We start from the raw sequence: 19,478 nt of genomic DNA, 5'->3' as shown, positions 1-19,478 counted from the left end.
CCGCAGATGCAGGTCTGGCCTCCGCATACCTCAGCGTGCTTCGGGCCCGGTAATCTTCAAAATTCCCTGCATCACCCGCCAGTGACCTGGAAACGAGCAAATAAAGGGATAGTCACCCGGCTGGGCAGGAGCCCTGAATTCAAGCCGGAAGTTTTTCCCGGAGTTGACCAGCGGTGTTGCAAACAGTGCATCCGGTGAAACCGGTACAAAATTTCTTTCAAATCCGTCTTTCAAACTACCCATTCCGTCGGCTGCTTCGCCTACTTTTTCAGCCGTACCCGGCCGTACAATCACCACATTGTGCGGCATCAGGTCAGGGTTGTCAAACACCAGCGATACCATCTTGCCTGCGGGCGCCGTGAGCTCCTTTTTGTCAAAAGCCATTTTTGCCTGGATTGCCACTAGTTTCAGCTCGATGGTTCCCATACTTTCAAGCATGAGCAGCACATCTTTCCTGTCATTCTCCGGCACTGCGTTCACCATTGTTTTCATGACGGAAATGGCATTTGCAAATGCCTGCGACTGCTGTACGGCCTCCGGTACGTTTTTCAATGATGCCACCAGCGCTTTCGCCGACTGCGTTTTAGCTTCATTTTCGAGGGTCATTTTCATAAGTAAAGGATAGGCTGCCGCCGGCGTTTCCGGAGCCATTCTCTGTACATTTTTGTAAAACGAAGCTTTAAGATCCGTGTTTGTCAGCATAGAGATTCCAGTAAGGTAAGCTTCGCGCTTTTCCGGCACGTATTTCTGCAAATCCTGCTCACCTTGTCCCGCCGAAATAGCTGCCGCAAAGCCTACGGCCTGCATCACCCGACTGGTATCCGTCTCAATCCATTGTGTAAATTCGGCCTGATGCTGCCTTAAATCGGATTGCCCGGAAGCAAGCAAAAGCCTGACAAGCTCTTGCTGTGCACTGCTCGGCTGGCCGGATGTCGGGCTATTTTCTTCTTCGTGAATAACATCCAGCAACACCTTCACTTTTCCGGTGTTCCGGATTCGGGCCAGCTGGTCTGCGACTTCCATTTTTTTTGTAACGTCCGTTCCGGGCCTGCTGAGGATGGCTGTGAGTACTTCGGCGTTCGGGGGCAGCGATGCCAGTTCCTGAATGCTGGCAAGTTTCAGCAGGTACCGGTGCGACTGTTCCGGGTTTTTGCCAAAGCTTTTCCCATTTTTCATACCCGCCAGCCAGATGGGTTTCAGAAACCGGAACGTTTCGTGCATTGCATAGTCCATGTAATAGTCGCGCGGATAGTTGAAAATATCCGCTGCTGCGCTCACCGCCTGCTCGGAATTATGGTGACTTAACCCAACCATTGCTTCGATTCGGACACGTGCCGATTCGTCATTCAGCCTCTCTCGCATCAGGTCCAGCGATGCAGGAATGCGGTCGCGCCAGTAGCGCAGCAATTTGGTGGCAGCGGCACGTGCCTGAGGCTCTTTTGCATGGAGCAATGTTTTCAGGATATCGGGCTCAACCACATCGAAATCCTGAAAAATCCACAATCCTTCCAGCAGGTTGTGCTCATACTGCGGGTCCGTTTTGTCCAGTGCCGCAACCCACTTTTTCAGCTCCGGCAAAACTTCCGAAGCCTGCTTCTCGCGGATCTGGGCGCGGCAGCGGTACCTGAACCGGTCTTCATAGGCTTTGAGATGATCGAGCAGCTGCGGGATTGTTTGCTGGGATAGGTCAATCACCTTCATCGCAGGTTTTCCATTATAGGTAATCCGCCAGACGCGCCCGTGCGACTTGTCCCGGGCGGGATCGCGGGGCGGGTTTTCGCCGTGGGAGATGAGCGGATTGTACCAGTCTACAATATACAGGCCGCCATCCGGACCGAATTTGATGTCGATCGGACGGAAGTTGGGATCTTCTGATTGCAGGATTGCCTCCACTTCCTTGCTGCCGATGCCCGAGCCCCGCGGAATGATCCGGTGCTGCTTTGTGCCCTGAAAGCCGATGTTGTTGTTGACCAGAAAGTTGCCCTGCACTTCGTCGGGAAATTGCCTGCTCGAAATAATCTCAATGCCGGCAGTGGGACGCACGCGTGTTTCCGTGAACATTTCTATGCGTGGATGCTTGTCGGGGTAGGTGATATTGCCGGTCATGGGCGGCGCAAAATAGTTGGAACCATCGGACGCATCGCCGATCAGGTGCGTACCCCATTTATCAAAAACGCTTCCCCAGGGATTGTAGTAGGGATAAGAAATGTAATGCGTCAGCCTGGCGGTGCGTGGCTCGTAGCGGTAGGTGGCACCCGCATAGGAACGTATCGGCCCATAAGGCGTTTCCACCTGTGTGTTCAGGAATGTTCCTTCATTAAAATACAATGCACCATCCTGCCCGAATGTGAATGCATGTGTTGCATGGTGGCTGTCCTCGGAGCCAAACCCTGTCAAGATCACTTCGCGCAGGTCGGCCTTGCCATCTCCATCGGTATCTTTCAAAAACAGGATATCCGGCTCTTGCGAAACATACACACCGCCATTCCCGAATTCAAAGCCCAGCGGCAGGTAGAGATCGTCTGCAAAAACGGTGTGCTTGTCGGCCTTTCCGTCCGCGTCGGTGTCTTCCAGGATTACAATTTTGTCGTGGACCGGGATGCCCGGGAAATATTGCGGGTAAGTCGGCATGGTCGCTACCCACAGCCTCCCGCGCGCATCGAAGTTCACGGCAACGGGTTTTTCAATCGGAAAATCCTTCTCCGAGGCAAACAGATTGATTGCATAACCTTCGGGCAGTTTAAACTTTTCGGTGGTTGCGGGCCATGTTTTTTCGTGATGTGCGTGCGCAGCAGCTTTGGCGGCTTCCTCCTGGCGGCCCGTCATCGGCACAGCGGGTATCAGCATCGGGTCGACGGGCTTTCCGCGGCGGTCCACAATTTCAAGGGCTTGCTGGTAAGCGGCAACCTGATCGGTTGCGCCCATTTTCCAGATTACCGAATCGAGGGAGACGGTCATCTGGTTGAGCTTTCGGAGCTCCGGCGGGAATGCAATCACGCCGAAAGGCTCCCGTCTGCGACCGTAGATATATTCACCATTTACAGCACGCCAGTGGTAAAAAAAATGATCATCCTTCATCCGGATGACAGCTGCCAGCTTTTTGTTGCTATCCGTATTCAGGTCAGGCATTCTTCCGAAGCCCAGCGATTGCGCCATCCAGCCGGCAGCCTGCCGGTAACCGGCATCGGTGAGGTGAATACCGTTGATCGTGAGTTTTTCCCGGCCTTTCTGCCTCATTCTTGTCAGTGAGGGCGTAAAAAGGTCGATGAAGTAAAGTCCTTTTCCGGAAGCTGCTTTTTGCATCGCCCGGGTATACAGGGCAAGGTCCTTATTGTGAGTGGCAGGATCAGGAAAATGTCCGCCCGATTCTTCATGAGCGATAGGGGATACGAGCACCAGCACCGGCGCTGAGCGATTGTTGTATTGATTCCTTTGCAGGTTTTCAATAAATATCTGAAGGTCTTTTTCAAATTGCGGCAAACCGGCTGGCCCCTTGAATGCTTCGTTCATGCCAAAACACAGGAAAATGATGTCTGCCTGCTGATCGTGAAGATCCTGGTTGAGGCCGTCAAAATTCATTGCAACAGGCATGACGATCGGCTCCCCCTCGTGCGTAAATCCCTGGAATTTTACTTCATTCTGCCCGCTGGTGAGTCTTTTGGTTTTTTCTCCAAATCCGGGAAAGTTCAGCGGCCGCGGCTGCAGTCCCACTTCATCGGCGCTCCATCCCATATTACGCATGGTAAGCTGCCTGCCGGGAAAGTTTTTCTGAAGCATCAATTCAAAATAGCCGTAGTGGCGCATCCGGTCGGCAAAGGTATTGCCGAGCAAAATGATGCGATCACCCTTCTTAGGGTTAAAGCCCGGGTTCGCTGCTTGTCCGCTGGATTTTTTTACCGTTGTAACAAACAAAAAAACGATGGCCAGCAAGGTATAATGGGCATTGGGCTTCATAGGGAATAAGCTTTTGGTGTAAATGGCGGTGTTACCACCAGGCATTACTTCTTATTTTCCAGCAATATATATTGCAGCTCAGCACAGGTATGCAGGACATTTTTATTGGAGAAAGATACACGGGCCTGTGCTCATACTTTCAGCTTCATGGCCGGGTTAAATCGCACAGCCCGGATCATTTGCAGACCAACCGTAACTGCAACAATCACAATGGAAAGGGCTGTCGCAATTAAAAAAGGAGCAAACGTAAGATCAATCCTGTAAGCGAAGGTTTCGAGCCATTGGGTAGCCGCCAGGAATGCAGCAGGCCACGCCAGTGCATTGGCGGTCAGCATGACATAAAAAAAGGGTTTTCCCAAGGTGATCATCAGCTGCCCGCTCCTGGCCCCAAACACTTTCCTGATCGCCACCTCTTTCATCCGCAAATGGATTGCCTGAGCTGCCGAAGCGAAAAAGCCCAGTGACGCAATGAAAACGGCCAAGGCTGAAAAGCAGGTGAGGACCGACTGCAGTTGTTCCTGCCGGAGAAAAAGCTTTCCATACAGCTCGTCCAGAAAATGGTAGTTGAAATTGTCCGGGTCAAGTTTGTTGATACTGCTCCAATCACGGCTCAAAGCAGCCAGTACCGGCCGCATGGCGCTGCTTTCTGCGCGGATCATGATCTGGGTTTTGGGTAAGCCGAAAGGATCGTGCAGCAGGTAAATGGCAGGCTGAACCTGGGCTTCAAATCCAGCTGTTTTTACATCGTTTACCACTCCGGTAATGGTATAGCTGCCCGCCCGTCCTCTGATCACCGTTCCAACCGGACTTGCAAGCCCCAATGCTTTGGCAGCTGCCTGGTTAATGACCGCGCTGGCAGAATCCCTATGGAATGTTGAGGAGAAGACGGCCCCTTCCTTCAAGCCGATATTTAGTGTTTCAAAATAGTTGTATCCTACCGCTATCGTCTGCATGGTATAAGCCTTGCTTTGAACCAGATATTCATAAGACGGAGGCAGGATTCCACCCGGTACACTGGAAGCAACCGTCACGTTTTTTACACCTGGAATCGCCCGGATCCGCGAGCCGACCGCCTCAAACTGGTCAGGATGATTGTAAATGCCCATGTTGTCTACATACAGGACCTGCCCTGCTTCAAAGCCCGGGTTTTCGGTTTTCATGTAGCGGATCTGCTGGTTGATGATGATCAGGGTAATGACAAAGCCGATGGCAAAGGTGAACTGAAACACAGGGATGATACCGCTTGACCATGAAAACGATCCTTTCCCGGACTGGTTGCCCCGTAAAACTTCGGCCGGCCTGAACCCTGCCATCACCAGGGCTGGATAAAGTCCCGCCAGCAAGGTGAGTGTGATCAGTGCTGCAAGAATCTGCATGGTAATTTCCATACTGATACCGGAAAGGAGCAGTTTTACACCCAGTAACCGGTTGAAGTACGGCAAGGCGGCAGTCACAATCGCCAAAGAGGCCGCCAGAGCGATCATGCATTGGAAAAAGATCTCCGCCAGAAACTGGAAAATGATCTGGCTTTTGTTCATGCCGCTGACTTTCTTGATACCTACCTCTTTTGACCGTTTGGCAGCCTGGGAAACATACAGGTTTGTAAAATTCACCCCGGTGACCACCAATATGATAATTGCCAGGATGGCAAGTCCTTTCACGATCCGGTCATTCACAGGGGAAGAGTAGTGGGGTTTGAGGTGCAGGTTTTTCAGGGGATCCAGGTAAATAGCGGGCTTGCCGGCCATCGCCAGGGCTTGCCTGGCGACCAGGCTGGTGTCCGCCAATGCCGCCTCCTTGTATATTCTGTCGATCTTTCTGGAGAGCAGCTCCATGTTGGTGCCGGGTTTGACGAGCAGGTACGTCTGGTAGATCTGGTTGGCATAGCTCTGGTCTTTGCCCTGCGTGAGGTCCTGGCTGAACCCGATGCAATCGAATTGCAGATTGGTATTGCCGGGAGCATCTTCGGCTACACCGGCGATGGTCATGGGCATCCCGCTGCGCGACATTATATTCACCGTTTTACCCGATACGGAGCTGTCGCCCGGAAACAGGACGCCGGCTGTGCGCCTGGAAAGCAAAACCATAGGAACAGCATGGTCCGGGCCGGGTTTCAGCTCAAATCCCACGGCTTGGATGCCCAGGATTCTGGCCATGGAATAATCAGCACCTACCCACTTTTTGATCAAAAACCTTCCTGATCGTGTAAAAAACGGCAGTTGAAACAGGGCTGTGTTCATGCGGCCTGTTTCCTCCACCTCAGGGCAAGTACCCTTGATGGCCGCTGCCAGGTTACCGGGCGTGTAAGGGGAAGGACCATTGGGCAGCTCGCGCTCCACCAGGAAAACACGATCTATATTTGGGTTCCACTGGTCGTAGCTGGTTTCATGGGCAACATATAAGGACACAAAAGTGAATGTCGCCAACCCCAGCGCCAGTCCCAGGATATTCAGCAGATTATACCATTTGCCTTTGAGGAAAGTGCGCAGTGCAATGTTGAAGTGGAGCCTGTTCATAACTTTCTGTCGGATTGGATGAGCAGCAAGCTTCCCGGAGTGTTCTTTGTCTACTTCTGACAGGGTTGTTTGCCGGTATTACTGATAAAAGTTTTTCGGTATCCAAATTACCCGTGCTCCCTCCAAAATATTCAAGATTCTTATATACTGCATTCTGTGTTTTGCGTGTGCGACGCTCCTGGTCATCCCGTGCTGCACAAAAAAAGGCTTGTCTGAAACAAGCCTTTACTGCAATATTTTGCCTTAAAAAGAATTTTTACACACCAAATAACCCCAGCACATCCACCTTGGGCCGCTGGTAGGGCAGGATTGCCTCCGGTACGTTCGTGTCAATTCTGGAATGAAATATATTGTCAAGCGTGCGGTAGGTAACCAGCATCTCATCGGGGTACTGAAACAGCATTAGGTTGCTCATTTCCTCCTTTGTGAGGTCCGGAGTGAGCCAAGTCCTGGCTGCATCACCGGTCAGGATCAGCGGCTGGCGCCTTCCATCATTATGTATCCGGGCAAGTTCAGGACTTGCGTCGGTCGTAACAATGCTGACGGTATTTTCACCTTTAAAGGATTGATATATGGCACCCAGCGCAAAATATGGTTTGTCTTTGGGCTTGATGTACCACGATTCGTAAGCGTCTTGTTCAAGTACCGGGTAGTGCGGCTCAAAAAAGCCCGTACACAGTACCAGGCAGCGGTTCATCCAGGAGCTTCTGTATGAATTTTTGGTAAAAAGCTCATCGTTCCGGGCATTGAGGGTATTGGCTTTAAAATCTTTTTCATCCTTTACCCACGCAGGAACAAGGCGCCAGCGGTACATATCAATCTCCCTCGGATTTTCCTTCGAAATCACCGGAAGGTACGGCTTTTCCCAGCCCACAAAATCGAAGTGCGGTTTGAATTTCTCCGAATTTGCGACAGGAAGCTTAAATGCCTTTTCCAATTCCCCGGCATCACGCTCATTCGAAACATGGTAGCACATAGTCAACGGTTTAGCTTGTAAAATGGGTGTACTTTTTAACGGGATGACGGGCTGATTAGTTCGGTTTTCCGGGCGTATGTTGGAACAATTCCGGTTAAAAACACGCCTTACTTTTACCGGCACTTTCATACCGCAGGTACTAATCCAAATAGAATCCTGCCGGAAGTTTTTAAGCCGGACCTTATTCAGCCTGATTGCCTGACGCTGAGGACGCAGCATCACGCCCGGCATTGTTCAATTCAAAAACATACTAGTTAGTATGTTTTTGAATACCTTTGCATGGTAACCGATATTCCCATGCATCAAACACTCCTTATTTTACATTCACTCAACCGGTGGTTAGTCCTGGTAAGCCTTCTTTATGCCATCTGCCGAGCATGGGAGGGACTGCGGTCATCCAGGGAATTTACTCGAACAGACGATATTGCCAGACATCTTACTGCAACCCTTGCGCACATTCAACTGCTCCTGGGACTTTCGCTTTACATGATCAGTCCTATTGTAAAGTTTGATGTTGCGGAAGCTGCGGGCAGCGGGCTGGTGAGTGAGCACCTGTTCTTTCGTCTGATCCACATTGCATTGATGGTGATTGCTGTCGTGATCATCACGATCGGCTCTGCCAAAGCGAAGCGGTCCTCGTCCCGCGAGCAAAAGTTCAGGACCATACGCACCTGGTTTGCAATTGCCTTGCTGATCATTTTAGTGGCTGTTCCCTGGCCATTTTCACCCCTGGCGGGCAGGCCCTATTTCCGGTTTTAATCATCTTCCCTTTTTGTCCCTATGTTTCAACTTCTCAAAACCCCCATTGGCCGGCTGCGGATCATCGGCTTCTTTGAAGGCATTTCACTGATCGTGCTGATGTTTATAGCAGTTCCCCTCAAATACTGGGGCGGCCAGCCGGCGCTCGTCAAAATGATCGGGCCGGTTCATGGCCTGCTGTTTGTGCTTTTTGTGCTCACAACCCTGAGCGTGGGCGTGACCTGTCGCTGGAAGTTTTCCGAAACTTCGTGGAAGGTGTTACTGGCCTGTATCATTCCATTTGGCACTTTTTATGTTGATAAGCATATTCTTGTCCGTGAGCAGGCTGCCTGGAAAAATCGTGAAAATGACGCTTAACCGGGCTCAGCTTGTACGGATCCTGTACTGGGGTGCCGCTGCCTTGCTGATGGGTGGCTGTAACCATCCTGCCGGGGAAATCAGCAATCGTATTACTTTCAAAAAGAAGCTGTCGGAATATGCATTATTTCGGGGTGAAATGCGCAACCTGGTGCCCGCTGATGGTGTCATGCCCATTCAGATCAGCTCGGCTTTATTCACGGACTATGCTGACAAGCAGCGGCTCATCAGGATCCCCGCTGCAACCAAGTTGGTGATCCGGGGAGACGGACTTCCCGTGTTTCCGGACGGATCGCTCCTTGTCAAGACGTTTTTTTATCCAAAAGCAAATCACAGCGGGCGGCAGATTATCGAAACCCGGCTGCTCCTGTACTCAGGCGGGCATTGGAATGCTGCGACTTACCGGTGGAATGCTGCCCAGACCGAAGCTGATTTGCTGACAGGCGGAGCCGTCGTACCGGTTTATTTTCAAGATTCATCAGGAAAGAGCCGGCATTTGGAATACAAAATACCCGCGCAGCGTGATTGCGGAACCTGCCACCGCTCCGGGAATGAGCTCGTGCCGCTCGGTCCGCAGGTAAAAAACCTGAACCGGAATGTGAATAGGGATGGAAAAAGCGTGAATCAGCTCGGATATTTCATGGAAAATGGACTTTTTGCACATGGGGACAGGAAAGGGATCAGCACGCTTCCGGATTACAGGGATGCTTCGTTGCCCCTGAAGTACCGGGCAAGGTCGTATCTTGAAATAAACTATGCACACTGTCACCGTGAAAACGGATCGGCCGCGGGTACATCACTTAGCCTGAGCTATACGACGCCATTTGACCAGACAGGCATTGCCTACAACCGGGAAAATATCGTCATCCGCATGCAGACCATGGGCGAATACCACATGCCGAAGATCGGCACTACAATTCCGGATGCCGAAGGTGTACAGCTGATCCGGGATTACATAAAAAGCCTTGCCCGGGAAGATCAGTAGCTGTTCCGGATTTGATCCGTATAAAAACAATGGATAAAAAGATGAAAAAGGCAGAGGCGACCAGGCTGACAATTCTGGAAAAAGCATTTGAACTGATCTATGCAAACGGGTACCAGACTACCAGCATTGACGATATCATAGCAACCACTCATGTGACGAAAGGCGCATTTTTTTACCATTTCAAAAATAAGGATGAAATGGGCATATCTATCATTGAAGAACTTTTGAAGCCCACACTTTCCAGCAGTTTCATCACTCCCCTGCAAACCGGCGATGATCCTTTGACCGCCATCTACCAGCTGATGCATTACCTGTTGCTGGAAGACGAATTTTTGAAAGTCGAGTATGGTTGCCCGGCCGCAAACCTCACGCAGGAGATGACATCCTGGAACGCCGGTTTCAACACAGCCCTCAATGATTTGATACAACAATGGGTACAAACGATGATGGATGCACTGGAACGTGGGAAGCTGAGCGGAAGGGTAGGGAAGCACACCGATGCCAGGCAGGTAACCCTGTTTGTCATGTCCGGCTACTGGGGCATCCGCAACTTTGGCAAGCTTGAAAAAAGTAAGGCGGTTTACACCACTTACCTGAATGAGCTTAAGAATTATCTGGAAACCCTGCGCTAGCTGGGCACCGTGAAAACAGCATGCAGCTGATCCTGGCAGTTTTGCTGCGGCAGTGGCTTATACTTTTAACTTTTGCCTGGTTTTCATTTTTGTTTTAAGCCATTCCGGATAGGCTGAGGTGTCGTCTGCCTGATACACATTGAGCTTCCCGGGAGCGTCAGTTTTCAGCAGCATGGCTTGTGTACTGCCCAGGATCCGGGCCGCCGTCTGCACACCTGAGTAGCTTGCTCCCGCCACACCATTGGCCAGGATGCTTGCGCCGCACAGGTAAAGGTTCTCAATCTCACTCTCTGCCTTATAACCGAAAGCACCGATTTGCCAGAAGCTTTTTTCGGTGCCATAAATACATCCGTTGGTTGAGCCGATGTACCGCATATTGGTTAGGGGTGTGCCCAGCTCCTTCTGAACAATGCTTTTGCTGATGCCCGGCAGCACGCGCTCCAGCCCGGTGATCATCTTTTCGCACAGTTCCTCTTTATACTGCAGGTATGCCGGGGAATGTTCGTTTTTTTCGTCCTTAAAACGGCTGAACGACTGATGGTCAATCAACGTGATGACTTCCAGGGTATGATGGGTGCCATCATAGCTGGTAGGATCCTTTAAAGTACTGCAGCTGACAAACAGGCCGGGAAATTCCTGCTCGGCGGTAGCTTGCACGTTTGAGGCCTGCTCGTACATTTCTCTTCCCTGCATGTCGGGCATGACCCAGATGTTGCCCGAGTCGAGGCCGGCCTTGCGAACATCCATGTCCACCGTCAGAAAAAGGATCAGGGATGTGCATGAATACCGGGTCTTTTTGATTTGTTTGAGGAGGCGCGCGCTCAGGTATTCCTGCCCGACCAGGTGCAGGTAGGTTGTCTCAGGATCTGCATTGGAGATCACCCTTTTTGCATAAATGCATTCCCCGCTGGTGAGTTCTACACCTTCTGCGCGTTTTGTTTTTTCACCGCCGATCAATATACGCCTCACCTTTTGCCGGGTGCGTATGTGCCCGCCGTGCTTTTTGATCACGTTGGTCATGGCTTTTACAATAGCCGCGCCGCCGCCCATCGGGTAAAATCCGCCATTGGAATAATGGTCCATCACAGCTGCATGATAGGGGAAGCTCGCCTGCGCGGGCGGCAGGCCATGATTTCCCCACTGGATATTCAGTATCCGCTTCAATAACGGGCTTCTGATGTGCCAGTCTACCACCTTTTTCAGACTGAACAAACCATATTTTCCCAGGTGCCTTGTGCGCCAGGGAATGGTCAGGTGATCCAGGAAACCGTCCATTTCCGAGATTAGTCCCAGCTGGCGGCTTACCTGCTGTACCGTTGTCAGATACTGCTTCAAACCTTTTTGTTCCTCGGGAAAATGCTGGGAAAGGATGTTGTAAAGTGCATCGTAACTGGCAGGAAGGTCAATCTTCTGATCACCGATCCAGCAATGCTCGTAGGCAGCAGGATTCATTTCAAAAAAGGTAAGCTCGCCGGCAATCCCAAGCCCTTCATACAGCATCCGGGTAGACTGCCCTTCACCAAGCTGTCCTATATAATGGCAGCCGGGAGAAAACCGGTGCCCATCGATATAAAAACTATGACACCAGCCACCGGGTACATCATGCTGTTCGAGAATGAGTACGCTTTGTCCTGCGCGCGCCAGACAAATGGCGGCTGAAAGCGCACCCATTCCCGAACCAATGATGATGTTATCGAAGTCGTATGTTGGATCCTGATTGTCAGACACAGTGGCTTTGCTATTTTAAGACGCAGACCGTCAGGCACGTCCGGACGGATTCTTCTTACAATACTACCACTAATACCGCATTTTTTCTGATCCTGCGGGCAGAAGTTCTGATCAGGCCCTGGTGGTTACTTTCCGGTAAATGAAAAGGAGAATTACAGCACCTAATACAGCGATAAACAAGCTTCCGATATTGAAGCCGTCTACGGTTCCGTAACCAAGCATGGAGGAAATCCATCCGCCGATAATAGCTCCTACGATACCGATGATAATGGTGACGATAAATCCGCCGGGATCTTTTCCGGGGTGAATAGCTTTTGCAATGGCTCCTGCAACGAGGCCGACGATGATCCAGGTAATTATGCCCATGAGTGAGTTATGGTTTGGTTGTTGGTGTGGATACAATAAAACCATGCCCTCCTGAAAATCCCGCTTTCCCACAGCCCGCAAACTTGGCAGGTCAGTGTCCGGAAATAAGGCTAAGTAAGTGAAATATAAATATTTCCTTAAAAAATTTTTCTATTTGTGCTAAATCGATTTACTTAGTGTGCTAAATCGTTTAACTATTTCTAAACCCGCTTTATTATTCTGTTTCTATGAGAAACTTTCTACCTTTTTGCCTGTTTTTTGCTCTGTTTTGGGCAAAATCGGCAGCACAGCAGCAGGTAACCGGAACGGTTACCGACTCCCGGGGTGAGCCTCTCCCTGGTGTAAACATTATCGTAAAAAATACCTCAGCCGGTACCGTCACCAATGTGGATGGTACTTATTCGCTCAGCATTGCGGGTGATAATGGTGTGCTGCTGTTTTCATTCATCGGCTATGCGGCGGCCGAAGTGCCTGTAAACGGACGCACAAAAATCGACGTGTCGATGAAGGAAGACCTGCAGAACCTGGATGAACTGGTGGTGGTAGGTTATGGCACCGTCAAGAAATCGGACCTGACGGGCTCTGTGGCAACCATTACCTCGGCAGAGCTGAAAGCCGTACCCGTCGCTACATTCGACCAGGCACTGCAGGGCCGGGCGGCGGGGGTGCAGGTAGTACAATCCAATGGGGTTCCCGGCGGCGGGACCAACATCCGTATCCGCGGTACCACCTCGGTAAGCGCCAGCAGCGAGCCTTTGTATGTTATCGACGGCATGCTGATCAACAACAATACCAGCGAAATGTCTGCTGGCGGCCGCGGCCCTTCCCTGAATCCGTTGTCGACGATCAACCCCAGTGATATCGAGTCGATTGAAGTGTTAAAAGATGCTTCCGCCACGGCTATTTACGGCTCGCGCGCTGCGAATGGCGTGATCCTGATTACCACCCGCAAAGGCAAGGCAGGCAGGGCTTCTATCAATATTGAAACGTATTACGGAAGTCAGCAGGTAACCAAAACGCTGGACATGCTCAATGCGACCCAGTTTGCGGAGCTGGTGAATGAGGCCAGCGTAAATGCCAAGCAGGCGCCCGTATATCCCAATCCGGCGGGTTTCGGGGAAGGTACCAACTGGCAGGACGAGCTTTTTCGCAAGGCTTCCATTTCCAATTACCAGGTATCCATTGCCGGTGGCAATGAGAAAACCCGCTATGCACTGGGTGGAGGTTATTTTAAGCAGAATGGTATTGTCACAGGTTCCGATTTCGGCCGCTACTCCTTTAAGCTCAACCTGGACTCGGATGTAAGCAAAAGGCTGAAAGTAGGTGCCAATGTATCCTACAACCGCATGTCTACCAATGGTGTGCTGACCGGCCCGGGCAATGTGGTGCAGGGTGTGGTAACCAATGCATTGATGTTCAACCCGATCCTGCCGGTTTACGATGCATCAAGACCGGGCGGCTATACTTTTCAGCACGACAGAAGGGACGCCATCGCCAACCCCATCGCTGAGGCAAAGGAATACGAAGCGGTTACCAACACCTCCCGGATGCTGGGATCTGTTTTCGCCGAGTATAAAATTGCAGAAGGGCTGTCCTTCCGGTCCAGCTTTGGGATAGATGCATTGAATACCAAGTCCAATACATTCGGTCCCAACTTTTTGAAAAGAACCGAAAACAGCAAAGGCGAGGCATCCGTAACCACTTTGCAGGCTTTGACCTGGCTGAATACCAATACCTTCAACTACACCAAACAGATTAACAAAGACAATAGCTTCAATGTGTTGCTGGGTCTGGAAACGCAGAAGTTCAGGAATGAATCCGTGAATGCCTACGCATTCGGCTTCCCCGATTCGCGCACCGGCTGGCACGATATCGGCTCAGCCGAAAACCCGCAGACCACCTCCAACGGAGAGCTGCAATGGAGCATGCTGTCGTACTTCGGGAGGGTCAATTATTCCTTGAAAAACAAGTACCTGTTCACATTGACGGGCCGCAGCGATGGTTCTTCCAAATTTTCCGAAGGCCGCAAGTTCGGTTTCTTCCCGTCTGCGGCATTTGCCTGGAAAGTATCGGAAGAGGATTTCTTGAAGCAGGTCAACTTTATCCAGGATCTGAAATTTCGCGCCAGCTATGGCCGCACGGGTAACCAGTCCATTCAGCCCTACCGCTCGCTGGCGCTGATTGGCGCAATCGGACAAGGTGTTTTCTCAACTACCGGACAGGAAGTAATCCGCGGTCGCGAGCCCGTCTCTTATCCCAACCGCGATCTGAAATGGGAAACCACAGACCAGCTCAATGCAGCCATAGACCTTTCGGTGCTGAAAGGCAGGCTCGATTTTACGATTGAAGCATATAACAAAAACACAATCGACCTGCTCCTGGATACACCCATTCCGTACACGTCGGGTTTTGACAATACCCTGCTGAACATCGGGAATGTGCGTAACCGCGGGATTGATGTGGCGATCAGCTCGGTGAACCTCGACGGGAAAGTGCAGTGGAATACGTCGCTTAACATTTCGGTCAACCGCAATAAAATCACCAACCTGGCGCGCAAGGAAGACGTGAACTTGGGCGTGGGCGGAAATATTCTCCGCGAAGGCGAGCCCATCGGAACGTTCTTCGGCTATGTTTTCGATGGCATTTACCAGTCGGACGAAGAAGCTAAAAACAGCCCTGCCATTGCCGGCCAGACCCCTGCTGCGGGTGATCGCAGATACAAGGATATCAGCGGCCCGGCGGGAACGCCCGACGGCATCATCAACGATTTTGACCGCACGATCATCGGCTCCGCCCAGCCTGATTTTACCTGGGGTTTGAACAACACCGTCACATTTAAAGGCATTGCCTTGTCCCTCTTTTTCCAGGGCTCGCAGGGCAACCAGATGGTAAACCAGAACCTGGGCGACCTGGCCAATGTGAACGGTAAGCAGAACGTGCTCGCAGAGGCTGGCCTGGGCAGGTGGACGCCCGAGAACCGGAGCAACAAATATGCGCGTGCACTCACTACGGCCAACGACAATGTATTTTCCTCGCGCTTCATTGAAGATGCTTCCTACGTGCGCCTGAAAAACATTACGCTGGGCTACAATCTTCCGGCGGTGGCCCTCAAAAAAATAGGGCTGGCCAATCTGCGGCTCTATGTGAGTGCCACGAACCTGTGGACGCTCACCAATTACAGCGGTTATGATCCTGAAGGCAATGCCTACGGCGGCACTACCAATATCGTAGGCGTGGATTTCGGCGGATATCCGCAGGCCAGGACGTACACGGTCGGTCTCAATTTCGGATTTTAGTTTCAATCAGATTTTAACCAATGCAATGAAAAAATATAACCTCATCAAAACATCCGGACTGATCCTGGCAACTGCATTGCTCTGGCTCAGCTCCTGCGAGGACTTTCTTAAAGAAGATCCGCAAGACCGCATTGCGCAGGACCGTTTTTACCAGACTGCGGAAGATGCTACTGCGGCCGTCAATTCGGTGTATTCCAATCTGGGCTCCACCTCATCCGGGCCAGAAGGCATTTACCATAGTACCACCTGGATTGCAGCAGGGCTGGCCTCCGACGAGCTGATCAACAAGCAGGAGGGGGCTATTGCAAACGATCAGCTGGCTACGTTTTCGTGGAATGCGGAAAACGGTAATGTGAGTACGATCTGGCGCATTCACTACAAAACCATCACCCTGGCCAACATTGCCATCGAGCGCATTCCGCCGATTGATATGGACGAAACCCTGAAAAGCAGGCTCGTCAATGAAGCCAGATTCCTGCGGGCGCTGGCCTATTTCAACCTGGTCAGGATGTTTGGCAATGTACCTTTGCTGGTAAAGGAAGAAGAGCCGCTGAACCCGGAAGTATCGGATACCGATGCGGTATATGCACAGATCATCAGTGACTTGCAGGCTGCTGAGGATTTACCGCTTGACGGCGCCATCCAGGAAGGCCGCGCCACGAGCGGGGCTGCAAAAGCATTGCTGGCAAAAGTGTATCTCACACGGAAAGATTTTCAGAATGCATCGGTAAAAGCACTGGAGGTAATCCAGTCTAATAAGTATGCGCTCTGGGAAAATTTTGCAGACGTATTCAGGCATACCAACCGAAACGGTAAAGAAGCACTTTTCTCGGTCAGCTTTGGCGACGGGGGCGGAAGTATTTCTTTCTGGGAATTTGGCCAGTTTAACGTGCGTCTGCTGCCGCCGGAGCTTTCGAGGGAAATTTCGGGAATCCGCAATACGCAGGGCTGGCAGGCTGCTACTAAAGATCTGTACAATGCATTTACAGACGAGGATGAGCGCAAAAAAGTGACTTTCCTGACAGAGTTTGTAAATGACAAAGGCGCGACCATCAAGCTGAATGATATTTACATTCAAAAATACTGGGACCGTACCGCCGAGCCCGTTGCCGGCGACTCGCAGCAGGATTTTCCGGTGATCCGCTACCCGGATGTGCTGCTGACCTATGCCGAGGCACAGGCAGAACTTGGAAACACTGCCGTAGCCAACCAGTATGTGAATATGGTACGTAAAAGAGCAAAGCTCACCGAAGTCAATCTGACCGGTGCTGCTTTGAAAGAAGAAATCCTTGACCAGCGCAGGAAAGAATTTGTCGCAGAAGGACACCGCTGGTATGATCTCGTGCGGACGGGCATGCTGGAAGGCAAAGTGCAAAAAGCGAAGTCCATCACCGTCAAACCGATTTACTACCTCTTCCCGCTGCCGCAGCGCGAGCGCGACGTGAATCCGCAACTTCCGCAGAATCCTGGTTATTGAGCAATTACATGGGCCGGGACGCTGCATGAGTGTCCCGGTTTTTTTTCCTAAGATAAAACAGCAAATGAAATACAGGATCATCGCCTGTGCGGCCGTACTCGGCCTGTTGTCTGCCTGCGGCTCCCGGCACGAACCGGACAAAGCGGCAGGCCGGCAGGAACCTGCCCCGGCCGAATACGTCAACCCACTGATCGGCGCAAGTACCAGCACAGGCAAAGCCGGGGTTTACCATGGGTTGGGAAAAACGTTTCCGGGCGCGACTACACCATACGGTCTCGTGCAGGTAAGTCCCAATACCATCACCGGAGGCGACAATGGTTCGGGTTACAGCTTTGAGCATACTTCCATTGAAGGCTTCGCATTTACCCAGATGAGCGGCGTAGGGTGGTATGGTGACCTGGGCAACCTGCTCGTGATGCCTGCTGCCGGACCTCTGCGCACCGCGCGTGGGCAGGAAGGTGTTGCAGGAAGCGGTTACCGCTCCGGGTACTCCAAAAAAGATGAGAAAGCATCTGCCGGATATTATGCCGCCACGCTCACCGATTACGGCATCCGTGCTGAAATGACCGCCGCTCCGCATAGCGGCATGCTGCGTTTCACGTTCCCGCAAAACGAAAAGTCATGCGTGCAGATCGACCTGGCGCGACGGGTAGGAGGTACGTCCACGCGTCAGTACGTGCAGGTGGTAAATGATCACACGATCAGAGGCTGGATGCAATGTACGCCTGAGGGCGGCGGCTGGGGCAATGGCGATGGTCATGCCGAGTACACGGTTTACTTCTACGCGCAGTTCAGCAAGCCTTTCAAAAAACTGGGCGCCTGGAAAGCCGACATTCCCAAAAACTGGAAACGCAAGCGTGAAGACGTTGAAAGCAGGCGCTACCAGGAGCAGGTTGCCAAGGCAGCGGTGCTCGACTCGGTGACTGAGCTGGAAGGTGATCATATAGGTGTGTTTGCAGAATATAATACTGAGAAAAATGATCAGATCCTGTTCAAATCGGGCATATCGTTTGTGAGCATGGACGGTGCCCGGAAAAACCTGGAAAAGGAGATCAGCAGCTGGGATTTTGACGGGCTCCACCGGCAGGCCGTCGCTCTTTGGAACCAGGCACTCAGCGCCATGACCATTGCTGGCGGCAGTGACGAGGAAAAACGCATTTTCTACACGGCGCTCTACCACACGATGATCGATCCGCGCATGTTTGCCGATGCCGACGGCAGCTTCACGGGTGGCGATGGCAAGGTGCACACCTCTGCTGATTATACCCGCCGTACGATTTTCAGCGGCTGGGATGTGTTCCGAAGCCAGTTTCCGTTACAATCGATTATCCATCCCCGGCTCGTGAATGATGTGGTGAGCTCATTGCTTTCCCTGGCCGACGAGCGGAAGAAAACTTACCTCGAACGCTGGGAAATGCTCAATGCATACAGCGGCTGCATGATCGGTAATCCGGCCCTTTCGGTCATTGCAGATGCCAATGCAAAGGGCATCGCGCGTTTTGATAAGGAAAAAGCATTGCAGTATGCCGTACAAACCAGCAATCAGTTTGGTAATGGGGAACGCGGCTATACCGTAGAGCCTTTCGGAATTTCAAATACCCTCGAATACGCCTATACAGAGTGGTGCACGGCAACCCTGGCCAGATCACTGGGCAAAACGGACGTAGCCGCCGTCTTTGAAAAACGCGGACAGAGCTACCGGAACATCTTTGATCCGGAAAAAGGCTGGTTCAGGCCGAAAGATAAAAGCGGCAACTGGCAGTCCTGGCCCGACGGGGGCCGGCTGAAACAATGGTACGGCAGTATCGAGGCCAACGCCTACCAGCAGGGTTGGTTTGTGCCGCAGGACATCCCGGGTATGGTCGCACTGATGGGCGGGCCTGAAAAAGTCGCCTCCGACCTGACCACGTTTTTTGAAAAAGTACCTGAAAATATGATGTGGAACGACTACTACAACCACGCCAATGAGCCGGTACACCATGTTCCCTTCCTTTTCAACCACGTAGGAAAACCCTGGCTCACGCAGAAATGGACGCGTGCTATATGCCGGCGGGCTTACCATAATTCTGTGGAAGGGTTGGTGGGGAATGAGGACGTAGGACAAATGTCGGCCTGGTATGTGCTGGCAGCCAGCGGGCTTTACCAGGTTTGTCCGGGCAACAGCCGCTTTGAGATCACCAGTCCGGTGTTTGAAGAAGTAACGGTTCGTCTGGATCCTGATTTTGCCACAGGAAAACAGTTTACCATCATCGCTCACGGCAACTCACCTGCGAACCTGTACATCCAGCGTGCCAAACTGAATGGTAAAGCTTATGATAAATGCTATCTCGACTACAAGGACATTTCTGCCGGAGGTACACTGGAACTGACCATGGGACCTGAACCCAACCAGCAATTCGGCGACTGATTCCTACCCTTAACCTTAATCCTGA

12 protein-coding genes are annotated in these 19,478 nt (G+C 51.7%); 7 read left to right on the top strand and 5 right to left on the bottom strand.

Going from position 1 to position 19,478, the window contains the following annotated elements:
* Positions 1–30: 30 nt before the first annotated feature.
* The 3 genes from HWI92_RS10755 to HWI92_RS10745 form a co-directional block, all read right to left on the bottom strand.
* A complete protein-coding gene (locus HWI92_RS10755; RefSeq protein WP_204663568.1) occupies positions 31–3,954 on the bottom strand; it encodes a PVC-type heme-binding CxxCH protein in 3,924 nt (1,307 codons plus the stop codon).
* Between the two features lie 131 nt (positions 3,955–4,085).
* Complete coding sequence (locus HWI92_RS10750; RefSeq protein WP_204663566.1) at positions 4,086–6,470, bottom strand: ABC transporter permease; 2,385 nt, start codon at positions 6,468–6,470, stop codon at positions 4,086–4,088.
* A 256-nt stretch (positions 6,471–6,726) separates the two neighbouring features.
* Positions 6,727–7,446 (bottom strand): SOS response-associated peptidase, encoded by a 720-nt coding sequence (locus HWI92_RS10745; protein WP_204663564.1) that lies wholly within the window; start codon positions 7,444–7,446, stop codon positions 6,727–6,729.
* 297 nt (positions 7,447–7,743) lie between these two features.
* On the opposite strand from HWI92_RS10745, the gene HWI92_RS10740 reads away from it, so the two are divergent.
* The 4 genes from HWI92_RS10740 to HWI92_RS10725 are packed head-to-tail and all read left to right on the top strand — an operon-like array spanning position 7,744 to position 10,179.
* On the top strand, positions 7,744–8,205 hold the full coding sequence (locus tag HWI92_RS10740) for a hypothetical protein (protein ID WP_204663562.1): 462 nt from the start codon (positions 7,744–7,746) through the stop codon (positions 8,203–8,205).
* A gap of 21 nt (positions 8,206–8,226) precedes the next feature.
* On the top strand, positions 8,227–8,562 hold the full coding sequence (locus tag HWI92_RS10735) for a DUF3817 domain-containing protein (protein WP_204663560.1): 336 nt from the start codon (positions 8,227–8,229) through the stop codon (positions 8,560–8,562).
* The gene (locus HWI92_RS10730) at positions 8,552–9,547 is read left to right on the top strand and encodes a hypothetical protein (RefSeq protein ID WP_204663558.1); all 996 of its coding nucleotides are present in this window, start codon (positions 8,552–8,554) and stop codon (positions 9,545–9,547) included. Before HWI92_RS10735 ends, HWI92_RS10730 begins: the two co-directional genes overlap by 11 nt.
* 41 nt (positions 9,548–9,588) lie before the next feature.
* Positions 9,589–10,179: a TetR family transcriptional regulator gene (locus HWI92_RS10725; protein ID WP_204663555.1), complete on the top strand. Its 591-nt coding sequence runs from the start codon at positions 9,589–9,591 to the stop codon at positions 10,177–10,179.
* A 57-nt stretch (positions 10,180–10,236) separates the two neighbouring features.
* Here HWI92_RS10725 and HWI92_RS10720 read toward each other — a convergent pair whose 3' ends face one another.
* Positions 10,237–11,907 (bottom strand): phytoene desaturase family protein, encoded by a 1,671-nt coding sequence (locus tag HWI92_RS10720; protein WP_204663553.1) that lies wholly within the window; start codon positions 11,905–11,907, stop codon positions 10,237–10,239.
* 111 nt (positions 11,908–12,018) lie between these two features.
* A complete protein-coding gene (locus HWI92_RS10715; RefSeq protein ID WP_204663551.1) occupies positions 12,019–12,273 on the bottom strand; it encodes a GlsB/YeaQ/YmgE family stress response membrane protein in 255 nt (84 codons plus the stop codon).
* 227 nt (positions 12,274–12,500) lie between these two features.
* On the opposite strand from HWI92_RS10715, the gene HWI92_RS10710 reads away from it, so the two are divergent.
* The 3 genes from HWI92_RS10710 (at position 12,501) to HWI92_RS10700 (ending at position 19,453) form a co-directional block, all read left to right on the top strand.
* Positions 12,501–15,569, top strand: coding sequence for a SusC/RagA family TonB-linked outer membrane protein (locus HWI92_RS10710; protein WP_204663549.1), 3,069 nt, complete (start codon positions 12,501–12,503; stop codon positions 15,567–15,569).
* Between the two features lie 25 nt (positions 15,570–15,594).
* The gene (locus HWI92_RS10705) at positions 15,595–17,046 is read left to right on the top strand and encodes a RagB/SusD family nutrient uptake outer membrane protein (RefSeq protein WP_204663547.1); all 1,452 of its coding nucleotides are present in this window, start codon (positions 15,595–15,597) and stop codon (positions 17,044–17,046) included.
* Between the two features lie 64 nt (positions 17,047–17,110).
* Positions 17,111–19,453, top strand: a complete 2,343-nt coding sequence (locus tag HWI92_RS10700; protein WP_204663545.1) for a GH92 family glycosyl hydrolase — start codon at positions 17,111–17,113, stop codon at positions 19,451–19,453.
* Positions 19,454–19,478: the final 25 nt, after the last annotated feature.

The sequence above is a fragment of the Dyadobacter sandarakinus genome (assembly GCF_016894445.1).
GTDB classification, from domain to species: Bacteria; Bacteroidota; Bacteroidia; order Cytophagales; family Spirosomataceae; genus Dyadobacter; species Dyadobacter sandarakinus.
Note: the sequence above shows the minus strand (reverse complement) of the source record. Positions and strands in the feature narration are given on the sequence as shown.

What these genes read in the sequence shown, in the direction of transcription:
- HWI92_RS10755 (WP_204663568.1), bottom strand. Translation starts at nt 3,954, where the DNA reads ATGAAGCCCAATGCCCATTATACCTTGCTGGCCATCGTTTTTTTGTTT.
- HWI92_RS10750 (WP_204663566.1), bottom strand. Translation starts at nt 6,470, where the DNA reads ATGAACAGGCTCCACTTCAACATTGCACTGCGCACTTTCCTCAAAGGC.
- HWI92_RS10745 (WP_204663564.1), bottom strand. Translation starts at nt 7,446, where the DNA reads ATGTGCTACCATGTTTCGAATGAGCGTGATGCCGGGGAATTGGAAAAG.
- HWI92_RS10740 (WP_204663562.1), top strand. Translation starts at nt 7,744, where the DNA reads ATGCATCAAACACTCCTTATTTTACATTCACTCAACCGGTGGTTAGTC.
- HWI92_RS10735 (WP_204663560.1), top strand. Translation starts at nt 8,227, where the DNA reads ATGTTTCAACTTCTCAAAACCCCCATTGGCCGGCTGCGGATCATCGGC.
- HWI92_RS10730 (WP_204663558.1), top strand. Translation starts at nt 8,552, where the DNA reads ATGACGCTTAACCGGGCTCAGCTTGTACGGATCCTGTACTGGGGTGCC.
- HWI92_RS10725 (WP_204663555.1), top strand. Translation starts at nt 9,589, where the DNA reads ATGAAAAAGGCAGAGGCGACCAGGCTGACAATTCTGGAAAAAGCATTT.
- HWI92_RS10715 (WP_204663551.1), bottom strand. Translation starts at nt 12,273, where the DNA reads ATGGGCATAATTACCTGGATCATCGTCGGCCTCGTTGCAGGAGCCATT.
- HWI92_RS10710 (WP_204663549.1), top strand. Translation starts at nt 12,501, where the DNA reads ATGAGAAACTTTCTACCTTTTTGCCTGTTTTTTGCTCTGTTTTGGGCA.
- HWI92_RS10705 (WP_204663547.1), top strand. Translation starts at nt 15,595, where the DNA reads ATGAAAAAATATAACCTCATCAAAACATCCGGACTGATCCTGGCAACT.
- HWI92_RS10700 (WP_204663545.1), top strand. Translation starts at nt 17,111, where the DNA reads ATGAAATACAGGATCATCGCCTGTGCGGCCGTACTCGGCCTGTTGTCT.